General features: G+C 64.6%; 22 protein-coding genes and 1 tRNA gene. 20 read left to right on the forward strand and 3 right to left on the reverse strand.

The window, feature by feature from the left end; all coding sequences use genetic code 11:
- The first annotated feature begins 161 nt into the window (after window positions 1-161).
- The 17 genes from RSO01_RS19415 (at window position 162) to RSO01_RS19490 (ending at window position 11,497) form a co-directional block, all read left to right on the forward strand.
- Window positions 162-356 (forward strand): ribbon-helix-helix protein, CopG family, encoded by a 195-nt coding sequence (locus tag RSO01_RS19415; RefSeq protein ID WP_373867930.1) that lies wholly within the window; start codon window positions 162-164, stop codon window positions 354-356.
- Window positions 353-988, forward strand: a complete 636-nt coding sequence (locus tag RSO01_RS19420; RefSeq protein WP_147150939.1) for a GNAT family N-acetyltransferase — start codon at window positions 353-355, stop codon at window positions 986-988. The genes RSO01_RS19415 and RSO01_RS19420 overlap by 4 nt, the downstream gene beginning before the upstream one ends.
- On the forward strand, window positions 985-1,467 hold the full coding sequence (locus RSO01_RS19425; protein WP_147150941.1) for a helix-turn-helix domain-containing protein: 483 nt from the start codon (window positions 985-987) through the stop codon (window positions 1,465-1,467). The genes RSO01_RS19420 and RSO01_RS19425 overlap by 4 nt, the downstream gene beginning before the upstream one ends.
- A gap of 14 nt (window positions 1,468-1,481) precedes the next feature.
- Window positions 1,482-2,417, forward strand: coding sequence for an ImmA/IrrE family metallo-endopeptidase (locus RSO01_RS19430; protein ID WP_147150943.1), 936 nt, complete (start codon window positions 1,482-1,484; stop codon window positions 2,415-2,417).
- A 100-nt stretch (window positions 2,418-2,517) separates the two neighbouring features.
- A complete protein-coding gene (locus tag RSO01_RS19435) occupies window positions 2,518-2,835 on the forward strand; it encodes a hypothetical protein (protein ID WP_147150945.1) in 318 nt (105 codons plus the stop codon).
- A complete protein-coding gene (locus tag RSO01_RS19440; RefSeq protein ID WP_147150946.1) occupies window positions 2,819-3,823 on the forward strand; it encodes a hypothetical protein in 1,005 nt (334 codons plus the stop codon). Before RSO01_RS19435 ends, RSO01_RS19440 begins: the two co-directional genes overlap by 17 nt.
- Before the next feature lie 39 nt (window positions 3,824-3,862).
- Window positions 3,863-4,813, forward strand: a complete 951-nt coding sequence (locus tag RSO01_RS19445; protein WP_147150948.1) for a DUF5309 domain-containing protein — start codon at window positions 3,863-3,865, stop codon at window positions 4,811-4,813.
- A 14-nt stretch (window positions 4,814-4,827) separates the two neighbouring features.
- Window positions 4,828-5,091 carry a hypothetical protein gene (locus tag RSO01_RS19450; RefSeq protein ID WP_147150950.1) on the forward strand — a complete coding sequence of 88 codons (264 nt, stop codon included), beginning with the start codon at window positions 4,828-4,830 and terminating at the stop codon, window positions 5,089-5,091.
- Window positions 5,088-5,411, forward strand: a complete 324-nt coding sequence (locus RSO01_RS19455; RefSeq protein WP_147150951.1) for a hypothetical protein — start codon at window positions 5,088-5,090, stop codon at window positions 5,409-5,411. Before RSO01_RS19450 ends, RSO01_RS19455 begins: the two co-directional genes overlap by 4 nt.
- Complete coding sequence (locus RSO01_RS19460; protein ID WP_147150952.1) at window positions 5,411-6,079, forward strand: phage adaptor protein; 669 nt, start codon at window positions 5,411-5,413, stop codon at window positions 6,077-6,079. Before RSO01_RS19455 ends, RSO01_RS19460 begins: the two co-directional genes overlap by 1 nt.
- The gene (locus RSO01_RS19465; RefSeq protein WP_147150954.1) at window positions 6,076-7,563 is read left to right on the forward strand and encodes a hypothetical protein; all 1,488 of its coding nucleotides are present in this window, start codon (window positions 6,076-6,078) and stop codon (window positions 7,561-7,563) included. Before RSO01_RS19460 ends, RSO01_RS19465 begins: the two co-directional genes overlap by 4 nt.
- Window positions 7,564-7,630: 67 nt before the next feature.
- Entirely contained in the window at window positions 7,631-8,254 is a 624-nt protein-coding gene (locus RSO01_RS19470) for a phage tail protein (RefSeq protein ID WP_246158578.1), read from the forward strand.
- A 9-nt stretch (window positions 8,255-8,263) separates the two neighbouring features.
- Complete coding sequence (locus RSO01_RS19475) at window positions 8,264-9,325, forward strand: tail fiber domain-containing protein (RefSeq protein ID WP_147150958.1); 1,062 nt, start codon at window positions 8,264-8,266, stop codon at window positions 9,323-9,325.
- An 86-nt stretch (window positions 9,326-9,411) separates the two neighbouring features.
- Window positions 9,412-10,362: a tail fiber protein gene (locus RSO01_RS19480; RefSeq protein WP_218037391.1), complete on the forward strand. Its 951-nt coding sequence runs from the start codon at window positions 9,412-9,414 to the stop codon at window positions 10,360-10,362.
- A gap of 13 nt (window positions 10,363-10,375) precedes the next feature.
- Complete coding sequence (locus RSO01_RS47385; protein WP_170303199.1) at window positions 10,376-10,531, forward strand: hypothetical protein; 156 nt, start codon at window positions 10,376-10,378, stop codon at window positions 10,529-10,531.
- A gap of 19 nt (window positions 10,532-10,550) precedes the next feature.
- A complete protein-coding gene (locus RSO01_RS19485) occupies window positions 10,551-11,282 on the forward strand; it encodes a lysozyme (protein WP_218037392.1) in 732 nt (243 codons plus the stop codon).
- Entirely contained in the window at window positions 11,279-11,497 is a 219-nt protein-coding gene (locus tag RSO01_RS19490; protein WP_147150961.1) for a hypothetical protein, read from the forward strand. The genes RSO01_RS19485 and RSO01_RS19490 overlap by 4 nt, the downstream gene beginning before the upstream one ends.
- Window positions 11,498-11,650: 153 nt before the next feature.
- Here RSO01_RS19490 and RSO01_RS19500 read toward each other — a convergent pair whose 3' ends face one another.
- Complete coding sequence (locus RSO01_RS19500) at window positions 11,651-12,661, reverse strand: SGNH/GDSL hydrolase family protein (protein WP_147150965.1); 1,011 nt, start codon at window positions 12,659-12,661, stop codon at window positions 11,651-11,653.
- 117 nt (window positions 12,662-12,778) lie between these two features.
- Here RSO01_RS19500 and RSO01_RS19505 point away from each other — a divergent pair, with 117 nt between their 5' ends.
- On the forward strand, window positions 12,779-13,714 hold the full coding sequence (locus tag RSO01_RS19505) for a phytanoyl-CoA dioxygenase family protein (RefSeq protein ID WP_147150967.1): 936 nt from the start codon (window positions 12,779-12,781) through the stop codon (window positions 13,712-13,714).
- Window positions 13,715-13,741: 27 nt separating this feature from the next.
- Here the strand turns inward: RSO01_RS19505 and RSO01_RS19510 are convergent, their stop codons facing one another.
- Together RSO01_RS19510 and RSO01_RS19515 are read right to left on the reverse strand one after the other, a co-directional pair.
- Window positions 13,742-14,845, reverse strand: coding sequence for a class I SAM-dependent methyltransferase (locus tag RSO01_RS19510; protein ID WP_147150969.1), 1,104 nt, complete (start codon window positions 14,843-14,845; stop codon window positions 13,742-13,744).
- A gap of 71 nt (window positions 14,846-14,916) precedes the next feature.
- A tRNA-Arg gene (locus RSO01_RS19515) sits at window positions 14,917-14,993 on the reverse strand.
- A 118-nt stretch (window positions 14,994-15,111) separates the two neighbouring features.
- Between RSO01_RS19515 and RSO01_RS19520 the strand changes: the two genes are divergently transcribed.
- Both RSO01_RS19520 and RSO01_RS19525 read left to right on the forward strand, forming a co-directional pair.
- Window positions 15,112-16,194 (forward strand): SGNH/GDSL hydrolase family protein, encoded by a 1,083-nt coding sequence (locus tag RSO01_RS19520; protein WP_147150971.1) that lies wholly within the window; start codon window positions 15,112-15,114, stop codon window positions 16,192-16,194.
- An 82-nt stretch (window positions 16,195-16,276) separates the two neighbouring features.
- Window positions 16,277-17,281 (forward strand): Bug family tripartite tricarboxylate transporter substrate binding protein, encoded by a 1,005-nt coding sequence (locus RSO01_RS19525; RefSeq protein ID WP_147150973.1) that lies wholly within the window; start codon window positions 16,277-16,279, stop codon window positions 17,279-17,281.
- The last annotated feature ends 1 nt before the right edge of the window (window position 17,282 follow it).

The raw sequence follows: 17,282 nt of genomic DNA on the forward strand, positions 1-17,282 counted from the left end.
TTCACTCCGTTTAGCGCTTCGGCCGAAAATGGCTTCGGTCCTTCAGTATATAATAGCTAGTTTTTAGCTATTCAAGGATCTAGAATTGGCTTCTTTTCATTGACAAAATACATATTTATCCTATATAGAAGTCAAATGGAGGTGCCATGACGAAGAGGACAATGACCCTCAATCTCACGGACGCTGAGATGCGGGTCCTAGAGGAGCTGTGTGCCAAGAAAGACCTGAGCAAGACGGCTCTGCTGCGCCAGGCGCTTCGCCTCTATCAGGTCGTCGAGGCGCGCCTGGAGAAGGGTGACAAGCTGTTCTTCGAGGACGACAGGACCAAAGAGAAGGCCGAAGTGATGATGCTATGACCGTCACTGTCAGCCCGGTTTACCTTTTCGATGTTCAGCGTGGCGAAGCAGCGGCTGCGGAACTGTGGGATGCCGTTACAGAACGCCAGCTTGCCGATTGGGAAGCCGAATGGCTGCCGGAATTGTTCAACGCGATCCAGCGCCTGCACCGAGCGGGAGTAGAGCGTCGGCTATGGCCTCAAAGCCGCCAATGGAACTGGCGCCGGAAGGTCCAAGTCTTGCAGGGCGTGCTTGCTCATCCGGGATTCAGCGTGGTCTGCGAGAACGTCACACAAGGAATGATGATCGTCGATACGACAACGAAGCGTTGTCGTATTGAGAGCCAAAAAGGCCAGCATCTGGTCTATGTAGAGTTCGTCGCGAACGCGCCTTGGAATCGACCGGAGCTGGTCAGTCCGCCGCGCTTTCGCGGCATCGGAAGCGTTCTCATCCGGGCCGCGATCGCTCTCAGTCAGGAAGAGGAGTTCAAGGGACGAATAGGCCTACATTCACTCCCGCAGGCCAATAGCTTTTATGCCAACACCTGCGGAATGACGGATTTGGGCGTCGATCCTAACTACGAGGGTCTGCGCTACTTCGAGATGACACCCGAGCAAGCGGAGGCCTTCATCGCAAAAGGAAATCAGCCATGAAGATCGAGATTACGAAGGAGTGGTGCCTCAGGATGGCGCAGCGCGAAGCTGACGCTGAGATTGGTGCTGGCCTGTTCGCGGTCGATCCAGTCTTTGATGGCGCGGCATCGCCCGTCACAGAAGCTGCGGAAGAGTCGAACATCGCCTTTGGACGTTTCGTCCACCTGATGCGGCGACGTCGTGGCTTGACACTCGAGAAGCTCGCCGAAGACGCTGACATTGAGATCGGTGAACTCGTCGAGATAGAGGACGATACTCGCCACAAACCGAAGTTGCGAACGGTTTATCAGCTCGCGAACTATTTCCGGGTTCCGCAGACCAAGCTGCAGCAAGTGGCAGGGCTAACTGTGCCTAGAGACTCGCATCTACTAGAGGAGGCGGTGCGCTTCGCGGCCCGCTCCGAATCTGTGTCAGCACTCACGCCGGAAGAAAGTGCAGCTCTTGAAGCATTCGTCGCCGTGCTGAGCGAGCAGAAGTAAAGACGAGGCGGTCCATGGCAAAGAACTACCTTCTTTCCCCTAAGACCGCCCAGGACATCGACCAACGCGTCGAACGCGTTTTGCGGGGGCTCGGTAGTCCCGAGCCCCCCTTGCGGCTAGACGATGTTCGTCAGTTGCTAAAGCTCGATCGCGCTTTCTACGCGGCCGACGATCCCAGTCTAGCGCGCGAGGCCATCAGCAGGATCAGGGTCGCAACCATTCAATTGTACCATCGGCCAACGCTCATCATTGATGCGATCCGCAAGTTCTCACTCAAAGCGCTTTACCTGCCAGATCGCAAGCGCATCCTCCTTGACGCGGCTTTGCCGACCAAGAAACACCGTTGGAATGAAGCGCACGAGATTGGTCATAGCCTTATTCCTTGGCATGAAGACATGATGTTGGGCGACAACGCCCATACCGTCTCGCCCGACTGCCACGAGCAAGTCGAGGCCGAAGCAAATTTTGCAGCAGCACGCTTGCTCTTCTTGCGTGAGCGCTTTGTGGCGGAAGCTCGCAGCCTCGAACTCACGATTGCCTCTATCCAACAGCTACATGGCACCTTCGGGAATACTTTGTCGACAACGCTCTATCGCTTCATAGAGTTTGCAGGTGGTGAGCGGCCGATCGTCGGGCTGATCACCGGACACCCGCACATCACACGGAGAGGCTCGAACTACGACCCTGCCAAACCTTGCCGGCATTTCATCCAGTCACCGGCTTTTGCTGCGCGATTTGCGCGCATGTCCGAAGTCGCGCTTTTCGAAGCGGTCGTTGGCTATTGCGGCAGCCAGAGCGGAGGCCCGCTCGGTGGGACCGAACTGATTTTGACTGATGACAATGGTGACCAACATCGCTTCCTCTTTGAGACCTTCTTCAATCGCTACGATGCCCTGACTCTCGGGGTTTATCTTCGTCCCGAAGCGCGAGTTCTCGCGGTTTCTGCTTAGGCATTCAGAACACTCGCGCTTTCCGCGAACATTGTCGTTGACTTCTTCGCCGGAAATTGTGGCCTATCCCTGCCGACACTCACCATGAGGGATCGGCACGATGGCCTCGAACGGCCCCTTCCTTTGCCACGATACCGAGCGCGCTTCGGCGCAATCAGCTGATCGCATTCAACGCGCCCGCGAGCTGCTGGCCGATGCCGGCTGGCTGTTCGACGACTTCGTCAATGCCGAGATGCGCCGGGTCCTGACCAGCGATCCCGACGACATGACGACGCGCGAGATTGCCTACAACCGCGCCCGCGTTGCCACCGAGCTCAAGGCCGGGCTTGCCGCCCTGGTCGAGGAGCACGAGGCGAATGCGCGCCTCAAGGAGCGGCGCGATCTCTTGAAGGAGAGCCTCTATGGCCGCAGAGACTGAAACCAGCCTCTCGCTGGAGACCGTCGACATTCCGGAAGCCGTGGCCTTGATGGCCGGCGCGGCTGACGATCCGGCCACTCCCGTCGAGCCGAGCGCATCCGAGGCATTGCCAACCGACGACCAGATCGACCGGACCGAAGAGGACGTGCCCATCGCCGGCCCCGAAGCGGAATCTTCCGATGGGCCGCCCGACTTCTGGAGCGCCGAGGACAGGCCGCTGTGGGCTGAGGTGCCGGAGCGTGTTCGTGCCGTGCTGGGCAAGTACGAGCGGCAGCGCGCTGCCCATGGTCATCAGAAATCCCAGGAGGCGGCGCGGGCGCGCCAGGAGGCGGCGCAGGCGGCGCGGGCTGCGACCGGCATGGTCGAGCAGGCGGCTGCCTGGTGGCATCAGAACGGACCCGCCTTCAAGAAGGCCTTCGCTGACAAGTGGGCCGGCATCGACTGGAAGGCGCTGGCAGAGAAGGATCCGGCAGAAGTGCAGCGGCTGATCGGCCAGCGCCAGGAAGAGGAGGCTCTACTGGCCGAGGCTGATCGGCGGAGCAAGGCCGACATCGCGGCCGCACAGGAGAGGGCAGAGCAGGAGCTGATGGCGGCCCGGCAGGGCGAGCACGCCAAGCTCGCCGAACGCCTTCCCGAGTTCTTTGGTCCCGAGAGGGCCCGGCAGACCTACGACGCGCTGAGCCGCTTCCTGTTTGCCAAGGGCATCCCGGCCAACCGCATCGCCGCCATCTACGAGGCGCCCATCATCGAGCTGGCCCTGAGCGCCATGCGCTTCGAAAAGGCACAACTTGCCCTCCGTAGCCGCGACAGCGGCGGAGGAGGGAGGAATCCCGCGAAGACGACACCGACGCGCATCGCTCCCGGACCGGGCTCAACGCCCGACAACCGGACCGGCGAGGCGATTCGACAAGCCGGCGAGCGGTTCAGGCAGAGCGGAGGAACCTCGATCGCCGATGCGGCCGAGCTCATCCGATTGAGCGGCCTCTAGGAGACCGCACCATTCCAACCCGAAGGAGGAGCGCGGCGCATGCCGGCACCCACCAACACCTTCATCACCAACAGCGCCGTGGGCAACCGCGAATCGCTGCACAACATCATCACCATCCTGAACAAGGACGAGACGCCGTTCATTAGCACGATCGGCTCGGGTGATGCCGATGCCACCTACGAGGAATGGCAGTTGGACGCGCTCGGCAACGCCGACACGAACAACTCCAACCTCGAAGGCGACGATACGACCGCGGCGGCCATCGCGCCGACGGCGCGCGTGGGCAACCGCACGCAGATCCTGAAGAAGCCCTTCACCATCTCCAACACGCAGGAGGCGGTGAAGAAGGCCGGCCGCGACAGCGAGATCAGTTACCAGACCGCCCTGGCCGGCCGGCGCGCCAAGATGGATCTCGAGGCCATCGCCTGCCAGAATCAGGCGTCCATCGCCCAGTCGGGCGCGGTGACGCGCAAGCTTGGCGGTTTCGAGAGCTGGATCACCACCAACGTCTCGCGCGGCGCTGGCGGCGCCTCGGGCGGCTTCTCCGCGGGCAACACCGTGGCGCCGACCGATGGCACGCAGCGGGCTTCGACCGAGACATTGCTGAAGACCGTTATCCGCGCGGCGTGGACCGCCGGCGGCAAGCCCACCATCCTGCTGATGGGCGCTACCCAGAAGCAGGCCTTCTCGGCCTTCACCGGCATCGCCACCCAGTACCAGGAGCCGAAGGGCAAGGCCGCGACCGTGATCGGCGCCGTCGATCGCTACGTCTCGGATTTCGGCACCTTCAATGCCATGGCCAGCCGCTTCGTGCGCGGCCGCGAGATCGAGGTCATCGATCCCTCGCTGTGGCGCCTGCTGTGGCTGCGCAAGTGGAAGAAGGAGGAACTCGCCAAGACCGGCGACGCCCGCAAGTTCCACATCATCGGCGAGGTCACCCTCGAAAGCCGCAACGAGGCCGGCAACGGCATCGTCGCGGACCTGACGTGAGCGGACACGCTGCCATGACTGTGCCGTCCAACAAGCGCAAAGCGTCCACCGCGATGACGGGACCCGTGATGGTGGGCATCGTCATCACGGTGGACCACGTCTACCTGCCGCTCGACGCCGAGGGAAATGTTGTAGCCGGCTGGACGGCACCTAACGTTTCAACCTCTAAGGTTTTGCGGCGGACCCATCTCAAGGCGCCCGCCGACCTTGCCCGCTTCCTGGCCGATCGCGACCAGGCCGAGATCACGACGCCGGCGGTCGGGGAGGGCGTGCAGTGACTCAGCGCCTTCTTGGGTTCGATCCGGTCACCGGCCTTGCTCACTGGTGGCTCGAAGATGGCGAGGGCAACTGGGCGCAGAAGGCGAGCCAGCACGTCGCAGGCCTGCTCGACCTGAACCGCGAGGCCCGTACCTACTGCGATCCGTACAACGCGGCTCGTGACGTGCGCCTGGTAGCGCGCATCCCGCTGATCGTGATTGCCAAGTGGCGCAACGAGCTTGGCGTCGACTACTGGAACCTCGACCACCAGGACAAGGTCGATGCGCTTCTGAACGATGCGGACTGGCGCTGGCTGCGTACTGACGAGGGGACGATCTAATGCCGGCGCAGATCACGACATATGGCGGCCTGAAGGAAGGCATGCTGGCCTGGCTGGCGCGCACCGGCGACGTGCTGCTGGCCGGCCGCTTTGACGACTTCCTGCTGAACTGCGAGCGCCGGATGTACTACGGCCACGCGGTCGACGAGCCGGGCAATCCGATGCGCTCCGACCCGCTGCGCATTCCCGAAATGGAGACTGCCGACACGGCGTTCGCCCTGTCCGCGGGCACGGTCGCCCAGCCACCGGGCTTCCTCGAGCTGATCAGTGCCAAGAGCAACAGCCCCGAAGGACCGCTGCAGCAGGTGAGCCAGCGCACGCTGGACGGCTACGGCACGCAAAGTCTGGGCGGCACGAAGCTGATCGCGATCTCGGGCACGAATTTTCGCTTCCTCGACGCGCCGTCGAGCGGCACCGCGACGCTGCGGTACTACCGCAAGCTCTCGACGCCGTCGGGCTCGACCGTCAACGACATCCTGACGAACTATCCCGACGTCTATCTCCAAGGCTGCCTGGTCGAAGCCGCGATCTTCACCCAGGGCGAGGCCGAGGCCGCCCGCTACCTGCAGCTCTACAACGCCAGCGTGGCCGGCCTGAATGCACGCACTCAGCGGATCTCGGCGTCGTCGGTGCCGGTCATTCGCGTCCGCGCGGGGATGACGCCATGACGGTGATCCCCTTCGCCGAATGGCGCCCCGACATGCCGGCGCTCAGCCAGTGGGCGCGTGAGGCGCTGAACGTCGTGTCGGCGGAAGAGGGCTACGTGCCATTGAATGCGCCGGTGGCCGTGTCGTCGAACGCCCTCGGCGCCCGTGCGCAGGGTGCCGCCTGGTTCCGCGGCACCGGTGGCCCCGTGAAGATGTTCGCCGGCGACGGGACCAAGCTCTACTTGCTTTCGAATGCGGCCTGGAGCGACGTCAGCCGCACCGTTGGAGGCGTCTACACGTTGGCCGGCGATGGCGCTTGGCGCTTCGCACAGTTCGGCAGCCTCGCCATCGCCGTGAACGGCATCGACGCGCCGCAGAAGTTCGATCTCGGCGTCGGGACGAACTGGATGGCGCTGGGCGGCAGTCCGCCGGTCGGCACCTTCATCACCACGGTTCGCGACTTCGTGCTGATGGGCAAGATCGGCTCGACGCCGCAGCGCGTGCAGTGGTCGGGCTTCAACAACGCCGAGAACTGGGGCACCTCGCTTGCCACGCAGGCCGACTTCCAGGACCTGCCTGACGGCGGCAACGTCACCGGCCTGGTCGGCGGCGAGTACGGCCTGGTCTTCCAGGAAACCAGCGTGCGCCGGATGACCTATGAAGGGCCGCCGGTGATCTTCCGTCTCGACAAGATCGCCAACGACCTCGGCTGCAGCATCCCCGCCAGCGTTGCCGGCCTGCTCGACATGGCGTTCTTCCTGCACAAGTCCGGCTTCTACATGGTGAAGGCCGGGCAGACGATCACGCCGATCGGCCGCGGCAAGGTCGACAAGACATTCTGGGCGGAATTCGACGAGATCAACCACTTTCGCGCCTCGTCGGCGATCGACCCGGTGCGAGGCCTTTATGTCTTCGCCTATCCGTCGAACACAAGCGTCAACGGCAAGCCGAATCGGCTTCTGATCTACAACTGGCGGACCGAGCGCTGGACGCGCGCGGCCGTCGATTGCGAGATCGTGTTCGGCGGAGTGAGCCAGCAGGGCTACACGCTCGAGCAGCTGGACGCCTTCGGTGACGGCACCTTGGAAGGGCTGCCGTACCCGCTGGACAGCTCCTATTGGTCCGGCTCGCTGTCGCTGCTGCTGTTCATATTCGACATTGCGCACAAGAGCGGGTCGTTTTCGGGCGCAACGCTCGCCGCCACCGTGGAGACGGGGGAATTCAATCCCGGCAACGGCATTAGGTCGGTCGTGCGCGGCTGTCGGCCGCTGATCGATGGCGGCAGCCCGCAGATCCAGCTTGGCGCTCGCGAGACGCAACAGCAGCAGGCGGTCGTCTACGGCTCCGCGGTAGGCCTCACGCCTGCCGGCCTCGCTCCAGTTTACGGCAGCGGCCGCTATTTCCGCGTCAAGGCGACGATGGCGGCGGGCTCGGCGACGGTTCCGTCCTGGTCGAACATGCAGGGCATCGATGATCTCGATGTCCGGTCGGCGGGTGGGCAATGATCCTGCTTCGCTGCTGCGCAGCTTCGCAGGACTTGTCCTCCGAAGCCTCCGAAGGAGGCGTAGGAGGATGAGCCTGCCCGCGCTGCCCGTGACCGCTGACACGCGCTCGATCACCGAGCGGGTGAACGTGCTGATCCGCGACTACAACTCTCTGCTGAGCGTGCCGCCGGGCTGCCTCATGCCGTATGCCGGCGCGGCGGCGCCCGATGGATGGCTGCTCTGCAACGGCCAGGCTGTTTCGCGCACGACCTACGCCGATCTCTTCCTGGCGATCGGCACGGCCTACGGACCGGGCAACGGCTCGACGACGTTCAACCTGCCCGACCTTCGCGGCCGCGTGGCTGCTGGCAAAGACGACATGGGTGGCAGCGATGCGGGCCGCCTCACCGGTGGCGTCGCCAACCGGACGACGCTCGGTGGCGCCGGCGGCGCGGCAACCCATACGCTCGCCAGTGGCGAGATGCCGTCGCACAACCACGGCGTTACCGACCCTGGCCACGCGCATACGACGCCCGCCGGCAATCCCACGGCCATCTTCACGGGGCGAGCCTCGTGGGGTGACGGAAACAACCTCAACGTCGCTGGCAGCAACGGCGCCACCACCGGCATCTCAATCCAGAACGCCGGCGGCGGCGGCGCGCACAACAACACGCAGCCGACGCTGATCCTCAACTACGTCATCGCGACATAGGAGACATTGATGCTGCAGGTACAAAGCACCAGCTCCCAGAGCAAATCCGAGCCGCACCCGTACATCCAGGGCGACCTGCTCGGCTTCCTCGATCAGTTGCGCAGCTGGTACGGGGGCAACCAGACCGCGCCACAGTACCAGGTCGCCAATCCGTCGGCGGCTCAGGATTCGGCGCGGATGTCCACTTGGCAGTGGGGCAACAACCAGCTCAACGGCCTGGACGACCAGTACGATCCGACACTCAGCTACCTCCGCAGCGCCGCGCGCGGGGATTTCTTCGACAAGAGCAACGACATCATGGCGCGCAAGCTCGACGCCATGAACCGGCCGCAGAACGAGCAGTTCCGCGACATCATCGCTCCGGCGCTCAATGCGACTTTCGCCGGGGCAAGCCGGACCGGCGGCGGCCTGCATGTCGACAACATGCTCAACAGGTACACGACGGGCATCGCCCAGGCCCAGGCCGATGCTGCCGCGAAGACTGCTGGCGACGTGTATGGCGTGGAGCGTGGTCTGCAGTCGCAGGCGGCCTCGGCGCTGCCCGGCGTCCTGCAGCAGAAGACCGGGCAGGCGCAGAGCTGGCTCGGCATGCTCCAGAACGTCGGTGCCAGCGACACGGCCAACGATCAGCAGCGCCTTGACGCTGCTCGGGCCAACTTCTTCGCGCAGCCCGATTTCCTGACCGGCATGGCGCAGCGCTCCCTCGGCATGTTCCCGGGCGGGCAGAACATCAGCTCCGGCACGACCATGGGCTGGGGCAGTGGCGGTGGTGGCGGCGGAGGCTTCGGCAGCGTCGCCGGCCCGATCATGTCGGGTCTCGGCACCATCGCGCAGTTCCTGCCGATGCTCGGAATCTCCGACGCGCGCGCAAAGGATATCGAGGGCCGCGTCGGCCAGACCGACGAAGGGCTGCCGCTCTACCTCTATCGCTACAAGGGCGATGACCAGCCGCGCATCGGCCCGATGGCGCAAGAGGTCGCGCAGATGCGGCCCGAGGCCGTCGCTCGTCATCCCTCGGGCTACCTGATGATCGACTACCGCAAGGCAACGCCGCCCGGAGGGCTGCTCTGATGGCTGGATTCCTGGGCGAAGCCGACCAGCAAGACGCCGACGAACGTGGCGACGATGTGTGAATTGCGCGTGACGGGAGCCTAGGCATGGACATCGACGCCAGCAACTGGAACGAGGATGACAATTCCAACACCACGGCGGCCCCGGACGGCGCGCCCGAGGGCATGGCGCCGAGTGGCGTGAACAACGTGCTGCGCGCCATCATGGGCGCCCTGAAGCGCCGACGGAACTGGGGCGCTCCCAAGACCACAGGTGGGTCAGCGACGGCCTACACGCTCACCTATGGCGTCGCGCCGGGCGCCCTGGTCGACGGGATGGCGCACCTGGTGCAGTTCAACGTCGCCAACGGTGTGGGCGCGACGCTCAACGTCAACAGCCTGAACCCGATCCCGATCTACTATCATGCCGCTGGAGCATGGCGGGCCGCGCCTCCAGGCCTGATCGACGTCGACGAGATCTGGCGCGTCGCCTACCACGCCACCAGCGCCACCTATCGGCTGCTGGACTTGCGGAACCGGACGGGCGAGGTCGTGCCCTTCGCTGGCTCGGCGGCGCCGGCGGGAGCGCTGTTCTGCTTTGGCCAGGTCGTCAGCCGGACGACCTACGCCGGGCTCTTTGCCCTGCTCGGCACGACCTACAACACCGGTGGCGAGGCCGGGACCGACTTCAGGTTGCCCGATCTGCGCGGCCGCGTCGTGGCCGGCAAGGACGACATGGGCGGATCGAGCGCCGCGCGCCTCAACACCATGGCCAGCACGACGCTCGGCGGCGCTGGCGGCGCACAGACGGCCCCACTTTCCGTCAGCGGTCCCGTGACCGTGAGCAGCGGCAGTGTCGGCGGCACATTCGCGGGCAGCGTTACGTCGGTCGGCATCAACGTTCAGGGCGGCGCAGACGCCACAGTGGCCGCCATTGGCAGCTCGGTTGCTGGCACCATCGCGACAAATCCGATCACGTCGAACGGCGGCAACACGCTGACCGGTACGGGCAACGTCGTCCAGCCGACCATGATCCTCAACTACCTGATTCGCATCTGACAGGGAGCATCCCATGGGCAACGTACCAACCACTCTCGGCAATGACCGCTACGTCGGCACGGAGCAAATCACGTCGCTGTCGACGGTAAAGAGCTTGACGCTGCCCGACAACGCGCGCGCCGCCGTGCTGATCCCGGAAAAGAGCTGCAGCTGCAGCTGTGGCAGCTAACGCCAACAGGAGGTCGATGATGACACGCGAAGTCAGTGCGGAGGGCCGCGCCCTCATCCAGCAGTTCGAGGGCCTGTCGCTGACGGCCTATCTCTGTCCGGCGGGCAAGTGGACGATCGGCTATGGCCATACCGACGGCGTCCAGCCTGGCGACAGGATCACCAGGGCGCACGCCGACAATCTCTTGGAGGCCGATCTGGTCGGCTACGGGAGAGCGGTCGACGACGCTCTCGGCGCCTGCGAGGCGACCCAGTGTGAGTTCGACGCCATGGTCTCGCTTGCCTTCAATGTCGGTATCACCGGCTTCAAAGGGTCGACGGTGCTCCGACTGCACCGCCAGGGCGATTACCCGGGCGCCGCACGCGCCTTCGGCATGTGGAACAAGGCGATGGTAAATGGCCGGCTGCAAGAGATGCCCGGCCTGACGCGCCGCCGCGCTGCCGAAACGGCATTCTACCTGACCCCTGAAACCTCGACCGAGAAGGACATGCCGCAGGTCGTGGCCCCACCGACGTCTGCCGCCAGCAGCAGGACTGTCATCGCCGGTGGCGTGACGGTCGCCGCCGGCGTCGGCTCGGTGGCCGATCAGCTCACGCCGGTGCTGAACTCGATCGCCACGACCGGCGCGTCGCTGAAGAGTGTGATGGCGCTCGGGGGGACGGCGCTGTCGGTGGTCGCCCTGGCGGCCGGCATCTACATGCTTTGGCGCTACCTCCAGAAGCGACGGCGGGGCGAGGTGCTGTCGACATGACGCACCGGCTCTGGCTGATCGCCGGCGTGCTCGCGGCAGCACTTGCGATCGCCGGCGGGATCTACCTCGAAGGCCGATCCGCCGGCGGGAATGCCGAGCGCGTCGACCAGCTCGGCAAGACCATTTCAACTCAACGGAGCATCACCGATGCGGACGCTCATGGCCCTCGTACTTCTGACGACGTCGACCGCCGGCTGCGCGACGGCAGTTTCTAACGCCTGCCCGCGCGAGGTCGAGTATTCGATCGAACAGCAGCGGCGCGCCGCCGACGAGCTATCGACGCTGCCTCGTGACGGCATGGTGCGCGGCGTGATGATGCCGGACTATGGCCGGCTGCGGGACCAGGCACGGGCTTGCAGGGGAGTGCCTTAGTCCGCCGCCTTGATCTGTCGAAGGAGGAATTCAGCGATCAACCGATGGGCTCGTGCATTTGGGTGATGGTCGGTGGGGCTCAAAATGTAGTCATCCATCGCAAAACGGTAGCGTGGGATGACAGCCTCAAGCGGCAGCGGCATCACACCCACTTTATTCAGCTCGAATTCAAAGCTCACCAAGTCGTCGACGGTGAGGTCGACATCGCTCCATGAGGCAACTCGGTAGAGGATGAAATGCGTTCTAATGCCAGAGTAGAGTCTCTTCAACTCGGCCATGGCCTCGCCAATCACGGCGGTCGCGAGCTGCAAGGCCTCTTGTTTCCCGACCGGCGGCAAGCCGAACCATCGCCGCCAGTTGTAGGGATCGGGATCGCCAAGCCTGCCATCTCGCACTGGGCGACCGTCGGCGCCGAGCCGATAGCGCGGCCCGTTTGTGTCCCATGGATTCGTGACGCCGGCGGAGCGCCAGATCAGAGAGGGGATCATCAGGAAAACTGCATCCGTCGGCGTGCACTGAATCGACCGCTGAAAACGGCCAGACTGCAGGCCCGCCAAGAATTGCTGTGGCCCCCATCCCGATACCGCGAAGTTGTATGCCGCTACCCGACCCTGACTCTGCCTCACGATCTGTGCTGCGAAGGTTTCATCGTCGGCGACACCATCCCCAAACGAGAACGAGTCGCCAAACACCAGGACGCATCGGTCCGGGCTTGTAGCTGCCCCTGGGGTGACGCGAAAGTGGTCGGGTCCAGTGGTGTAGATGACGTCATGTGCGAAGGTGAGGCGCTCGACCTCGGAACGCGTCATTCGAGTGTTGGCCCGCGGGATGTAACCGACATCGTCCGCCAACTGGTAGAAGCGCCCGTGGATATCGGTCGGTCTTTGGGGCGCCTGGATTTGCTGCCAGGCAGCGAAGCAGAGAACGGCAACGACGGCCGCGGCCAGATTCACAATGACGGCCAGGGCCCAGCGATTCCTAGTGGTAACGGTAGTGTCGGCGGACACACGGTACCTGCAGGCTGTTCGACCCCCGGATGGTACTCTGTTGCGTACCGATGCCCAAGCCCGGTGGCTGCCACGCGCGGCTTGCCGAGGCGAAGGCCGATAACCTACTGTCGCTGTATGCTGTCTTGTCGTGAGTTGATCAAAGGCCATCCGGCGATCCTCGAGGATCGTCACGGACTGTCCTTCACCGGCCATACGCCATTCCCGACGATCATCGATGCCCTCAACAAGTCCGGCGTCGTGATGCTGCGCGGGGCACTACCGCCAAAGGAACTGCGGTCATGCCGCCGGTCCTTTGAGCGATTTGCCAGGAGACTCGGCAAGCGTGTTGCGCCAGATCCCACCGGCGACGAAGGACCAAGCACGGAATGGGCGACGGGCGAGCGCGAAGAAGGCAGCTGGCATCGGCCCTGGATCGTGCGCGATCGGGATGATACACCGGCGGCGGCTGTGATCGCCCTGCTGTTGCGTTCGTGGGCTTGGAAAGTGGTCGAGACGGTCTGCGGCTCGACCGACGTCGTATTGCTTTTGGCATCGTGTGCGGCGCGGCATGCGATCGACAAGGAACTGCCCATCGGCGCCCACCAGGATTGCAAGGTGGTCTCGCCCGACATCCCGTTCTCGATCTGGGTGCCGCTGCACGACGTCGTGCCGCTTCGAACGTCAGGGCTCGGCTTCATCGTGCCGCCACCGAGCGAGATGCTGCCGACGCTGCCGCACGGAGACATTGGGGCCGATTACGTCGCCGAGCGTGTGGCCGGCGCCTGGACGCCAACCTACCGCGCCGGCGATCTGACGTTGCATACCAAGCTGTCGCCTCACTTCACGACTGGCTACGGCACTCGCTCGGATCGCTACAGCTTCGAGATACGGGCCATGGCCTGGACCGACGCGCCCGAGCAGCTGCAGGACCCCGCGATCTATGTTCGCCGACGTGGCGATGGGGCACCCGTCGTTGTGCAGACCAGGTGCTCAGGCGACACCCGGGCCCAGGCCTTCGTCGCCAAGACAGCGCTGCTGGCGGCCAGGGGGCTCTCTGCAGGTTTCGCGTGATAGCCGCGGTACTATCGCGTTGGGCGCTCAGATCGGCACTGGCAATCTTGCCAAGGCGAGCGGCGGCGAACCGGAATCCGCCTGCCATGAAAGGTCGAGCTCAAGCGTGAAGAGCTGATCGTCAAACTCCGGTGGCGACACGACGGACAGTCTGCGCCCCAGGAGATGATCGATCGAAGCTTCGCCGGCCAGGTCGATCCGCACGCTGCCCTCGATCCGCTCTTCCTTGACCCACCGATTCGCGTTGGCAAAACCTCGGAGATAGATCTGGTACAGCAGGACTCCCTTGCACGGTTGGACGACTTCAAACCGCAGGCCATTCAACTGAGGTGTATCGATCCATGCCTGGCCCCAGGAGTGAGGGCCGTCGCCGATCGACAGATGGTCGGGCGCGTGCAAGAGCACGAACGAAGTATCGGGCAACGAGGCGCGCTCTCGTTCGAAAGGCTTGAACGGATGGTAGTCCGCCATGGCGCTGCCGATTTCGCGCCAGGCCGGATTGGCGGCAAGGAACAGCCGCGCGGCCTTGAATGGTCCCGACTGCTCCGCATTGTCCATGACCACGATGCCGCCGGGCCTCACGAGGCGCGCCGCCATCTGCAAATCGAAAAGCGCGTACTCGTAGTCGTGATTGCCGTCGATCAACAGCAGGTCGAAGGTCTTGCTTTCCAGGACCATCCTGGAGAAGAAATCCATCGAGCTCTTCGCGTGGAACTGCGCATGACGTTGCAGCTCTTCCGGCCATTGCGCGATGATCGCCGGGCATCGCTCGCCGCCGTACGGATCGGCCGTGTGCACGACGCCGCCGCCGTTCTGCCACAGCGCACGGGCAAAGACCTCGGTCGTGCCGGCATGGAGGGTGCCGATCTCCGCAATGAGTTGCGGCCGCATCAGGCGCGCGAGGCTGTACAGTACACTGCGCGAATGATCGCTCATCAACGAGCGACCGGGGTAGAGCGAGAAGTATGCGAGTACCTCCGCGTATTCGGGCGACGCCATCACGGCGGCTATGTCGGAAACGTGTCCCTTCGGGGTAGCGATGGGCGCAAGCGGCCGCACATCGATGCGGTGCTCTTGGGACGAGTCGTTTGGTGGCGCTTCACGCTTCAGGAACTTCCGGATGATGTTCATGCCGCGATTGGCTCTCGTTTCTACGCGGGGTGCTCACGAAGCATTCGCGGACGGCCACAAGCCTCGATGAATGGCGGACCCGGCGAGATTCGAACTCACGACCTCTGCCTTCGGAGGGCAGCGCTCTATCCAGCTGAGCTACGGGTCCGGCGCGCGGAACATACCGGAGGGGCCGCGGCGGCGCAATGCGTGGCCGCCCGGCACCGTGGACCGGCAACCGCCGGTTCCGTAAAGTTTCGCATGGCCATGGCGGATCCCGACGATCGATGAGAACGCGCTCGCGGTTCCGGGCTGTCCTCTATTCCGCAGTCACCGTGCTGATCGCGCTGGTGGTCCTCGAAGGCGCCGCGTCGTGGATGATGCTGGTCTACTACCGCGCCACCGACCAGCAGAAGTTCGAGACCGACGATCCGAGCTACCTGTCCGTCGTCAACCTGGCGCGGCGGTTCAGCCGGCTGCTGGGCTTGAGCGAGCCCGAGATGGTACTGGAGCAGAGCTCGCCATCGCCCTTCTTCCGCGCCGATCCGCTGCTGGGCTACAGCGCCGCGCCCGGCGTCTATACCCATTCCTATGCCCGCCGGAACGGCTCCACCGGCGAGTGGGAGTACTTCCGCAACAAGGTGACGATCAACCCCGACGGCACGCGCTGGGTCGGCGCGCCGCGGCCGGGCAAGCCCACCGTCTATGTCTTCGGCGACAGCTGGGTGTTCGGCAACGGCGTGCCCGACGAGCTCACCTTCGCCGCCCGACTCTACGAGGCACTGCCCGACTGGAACGTGCGCCTGGTGGCGCTGGGCGGCTATTCGCTGACGCAGGCCTGGCTCACCTTTGAACGCCTGAAGGAGATCGGCCCCGACGACATCGTCATCCTGGGCTATGCCGACTACTTCGACGTGCGCCACGTCGAGGCGCCGTCGCGCCTGCTCGAGATCGAGCGTTGGCTGGAGCGCATCAACCAGCCAATCCCGCCGTTCCAGCTGCCCAAGGCGACGCTGGCCTCTGGCGGCGGCCTGGCGATCGGCTATATCGACCAGCGCTGCGCCATGCTCGGCGACTACTGCCGCCGTCCCGATCCGTCGCAACAGGAGATGACCGACGTGACGGCAGCCCTGGTCAACCAGATCGCCGCCCGGTCGCCGGCCAAGGTCTACCTGCTGCACTTCGCCGGCTCGCCCGATAACCCGGTGCGCCGCAAGGTCAGTCCGAAGGTCCAGGTCATCGGCGCCGTGCGCAGCGAATTCGACTCCGTCGTCCAGGACGATATCATCGGGTTCGATGGCCATCCCGGTCCGTTTTGGCACTACGCCATCAGCCGCCGACTTTTGGACAACATCGCCTGGCACCCTTGACCTTCTTGTCGGTCCCTTCTTGTCGGAGTGGGGGCAATTGGGCGAAAGTTCGCGCCGATACGATCCATCGGGGGCAACGTTCATGACTATCAACCGCCGCCGCCTCGTCGGCGCTTCCAGTGCCGGCGCCCTGCTCGCTGCGCTCGGCCTGCCGGGACGCAGCGAGGCGCAGCCCGTCCAGCCGCTCGACGCCGTCAAGATCGTCACCGGCTTCCCGCCGGGCGGCACGTCCGACACGCTCTGCCGGCGCGTCGCCGAGAACCTGCGCGGCACTGCCTTCACCAAGAGCGCGCTGGTCGAGAACAAGCCGGGCGCCGGCGGCCAGATCGCCGTGCAGTCCATGAAGGGAGCGCCGACCGACGGCAGCGTCCTCCTGCAGACGCCGGCCTCGATGCTGATGATCTACCCGCACATCTACAAGAACCTTGCCTACAACGCCTTCACGGACGTCACCGCGGTGACCCTGGGCTGCACCTTCGATTTCGGCTTCTGCGTCGGCCCGGCCGTGCCGGACAGCATCAAGGACATCCCGGGCTTCCTCGCCTGGTGCAAGGCCAATCCCGAGAAGGCCAACTACGGCTCGCCGGGCGCCGGCGCGGTGCCGCACTTCATCGGCGTGCTGCTCGGCAAGGCGGGCGGCGTCGAGCTGAAGCATGTCGCCTATCGCGGCTCGGCGCCCGCCGTGCAGGATATGGTGGCGGGCCAGATCCAGGCCGTGTCCGGGCCGGTCGGCGAGTTCATCCAGCAGGTCAACGCCGGCAAGGCGCGTTTCCTCGGCGTATCGGGCGCCCAGCGCAGCCGCTTCGCGCCCAAAGTGCCGACCTTCGCCGAGCAGGGCTACAAGGACCTGGTGTTCTCCGAATGGTTCGGCTTCTTCGCGCCAGGCGGCACGCCCACGCCGGTGGTGCAGCGCGCCAACACGGCGTTGCGGACCGCGCTCGAGCAGAAGGATGTGATCGACGGCCTCGCGGTCATGGGCCTGGAGGCGACGTCGTCGACGCCCGATCAGCTGGCCGCGCTCCTGAAGCAGAGCTACGACCGTTGGGGCCCTATCGTGAAAGAGATAGGTTTCACCGCCGACTCCTAAA

The organism is Reyranella soli, assembly GCF_007992495.1.
In the GTDB taxonomy this organism is placed as follows: Bacteria; Pseudomonadota; Alphaproteobacteria; order Reyranellales; family Reyranellaceae; genus Reyranella; species Reyranella soli.

Excerpts from the sequence above, each read along its gene's own strand:
- RSO01_RS19415 (WP_373867930.1), top strand. The coding sequence starts at position 162 with ATGACCCTCAATCTCACGGACGCTGAGATGCGGGTCCTAGAGGAGCTG.
- RSO01_RS19420 (WP_147150939.1), top strand. The coding sequence starts at position 353 with ATGACCGTCACTGTCAGCCCGGTTTACCTTTTCGATGTTCAGCGTGGC.
- RSO01_RS19425 (WP_147150941.1), top strand. The coding sequence starts at position 985 with ATGAAGATCGAGATTACGAAGGAGTGGTGCCTCAGGATGGCGCAGCGC.
- RSO01_RS19430 (WP_147150943.1), top strand. The coding sequence starts at position 1,482 with ATGGCAAAGAACTACCTTCTTTCCCCTAAGACCGCCCAGGACATCGAC.
- RSO01_RS19435 (WP_147150945.1), top strand. The coding sequence starts at position 2,518 with ATGGCCTCGAACGGCCCCTTCCTTTGCCACGATACCGAGCGCGCTTCG.
- RSO01_RS19440 (WP_147150946.1), top strand. The coding sequence starts at position 2,819 with ATGGCCGCAGAGACTGAAACCAGCCTCTCGCTGGAGACCGTCGACATT.
- RSO01_RS19445 (WP_147150948.1), top strand. The coding sequence starts at position 3,863 with ATGCCGGCACCCACCAACACCTTCATCACCAACAGCGCCGTGGGCAAC.
- RSO01_RS19450 (WP_147150950.1), top strand. The coding sequence starts at position 4,828 with ATGACTGTGCCGTCCAACAAGCGCAAAGCGTCCACCGCGATGACGGGA.
- RSO01_RS19460 (WP_147150952.1), top strand. The coding sequence starts at position 5,411 with ATGCCGGCGCAGATCACGACATATGGCGGCCTGAAGGAAGGCATGCTG.
- RSO01_RS19465 (WP_147150954.1), top strand. The coding sequence starts at position 6,076 with ATGACGGTGATCCCCTTCGCCGAATGGCGCCCCGACATGCCGGCGCTC.
- RSO01_RS19470 (WP_246158578.1), top strand. The coding sequence starts at position 7,631 with ATGAGCCTGCCCGCGCTGCCCGTGACCGCTGACACGCGCTCGATCACC.
- RSO01_RS19475 (WP_147150958.1), top strand. The coding sequence starts at position 8,264 with ATGCTGCAGGTACAAAGCACCAGCTCCCAGAGCAAATCCGAGCCGCAC.
- RSO01_RS19480 (WP_218037391.1), top strand. The coding sequence starts at position 9,412 with ATGGACATCGACGCCAGCAACTGGAACGAGGATGACAATTCCAACACC.
- RSO01_RS47385 (WP_170303199.1), top strand. The coding sequence starts at position 10,376 with ATGGGCAACGTACCAACCACTCTCGGCAATGACCGCTACGTCGGCACG.
- RSO01_RS19485 (WP_218037392.1), top strand. The coding sequence starts at position 10,551 with ATGACACGCGAAGTCAGTGCGGAGGGCCGCGCCCTCATCCAGCAGTTC.
- RSO01_RS19490 (WP_147150961.1), top strand. The coding sequence starts at position 11,279 with ATGACGCACCGGCTCTGGCTGATCGCCGGCGTGCTCGCGGCAGCACTT.
- RSO01_RS19505 (WP_147150967.1), top strand. The coding sequence starts at position 12,779 with ATGCTGTCTTGTCGTGAGTTGATCAAAGGCCATCCGGCGATCCTCGAG.
- RSO01_RS19510 (WP_147150969.1), bottom strand. The coding sequence starts at position 14,845 with ATGAACATCATCCGGAAGTTCCTGAAGCGTGAAGCGCCACCAAACGAC.
- RSO01_RS19520 (WP_147150971.1), top strand. The coding sequence starts at position 15,112 with ATGAGAACGCGCTCGCGGTTCCGGGCTGTCCTCTATTCCGCAGTCACC.
- RSO01_RS19525 (WP_147150973.1), top strand. The coding sequence starts at position 16,277 with ATGACTATCAACCGCCGCCGCCTCGTCGGCGCTTCCAGTGCCGGCGCC.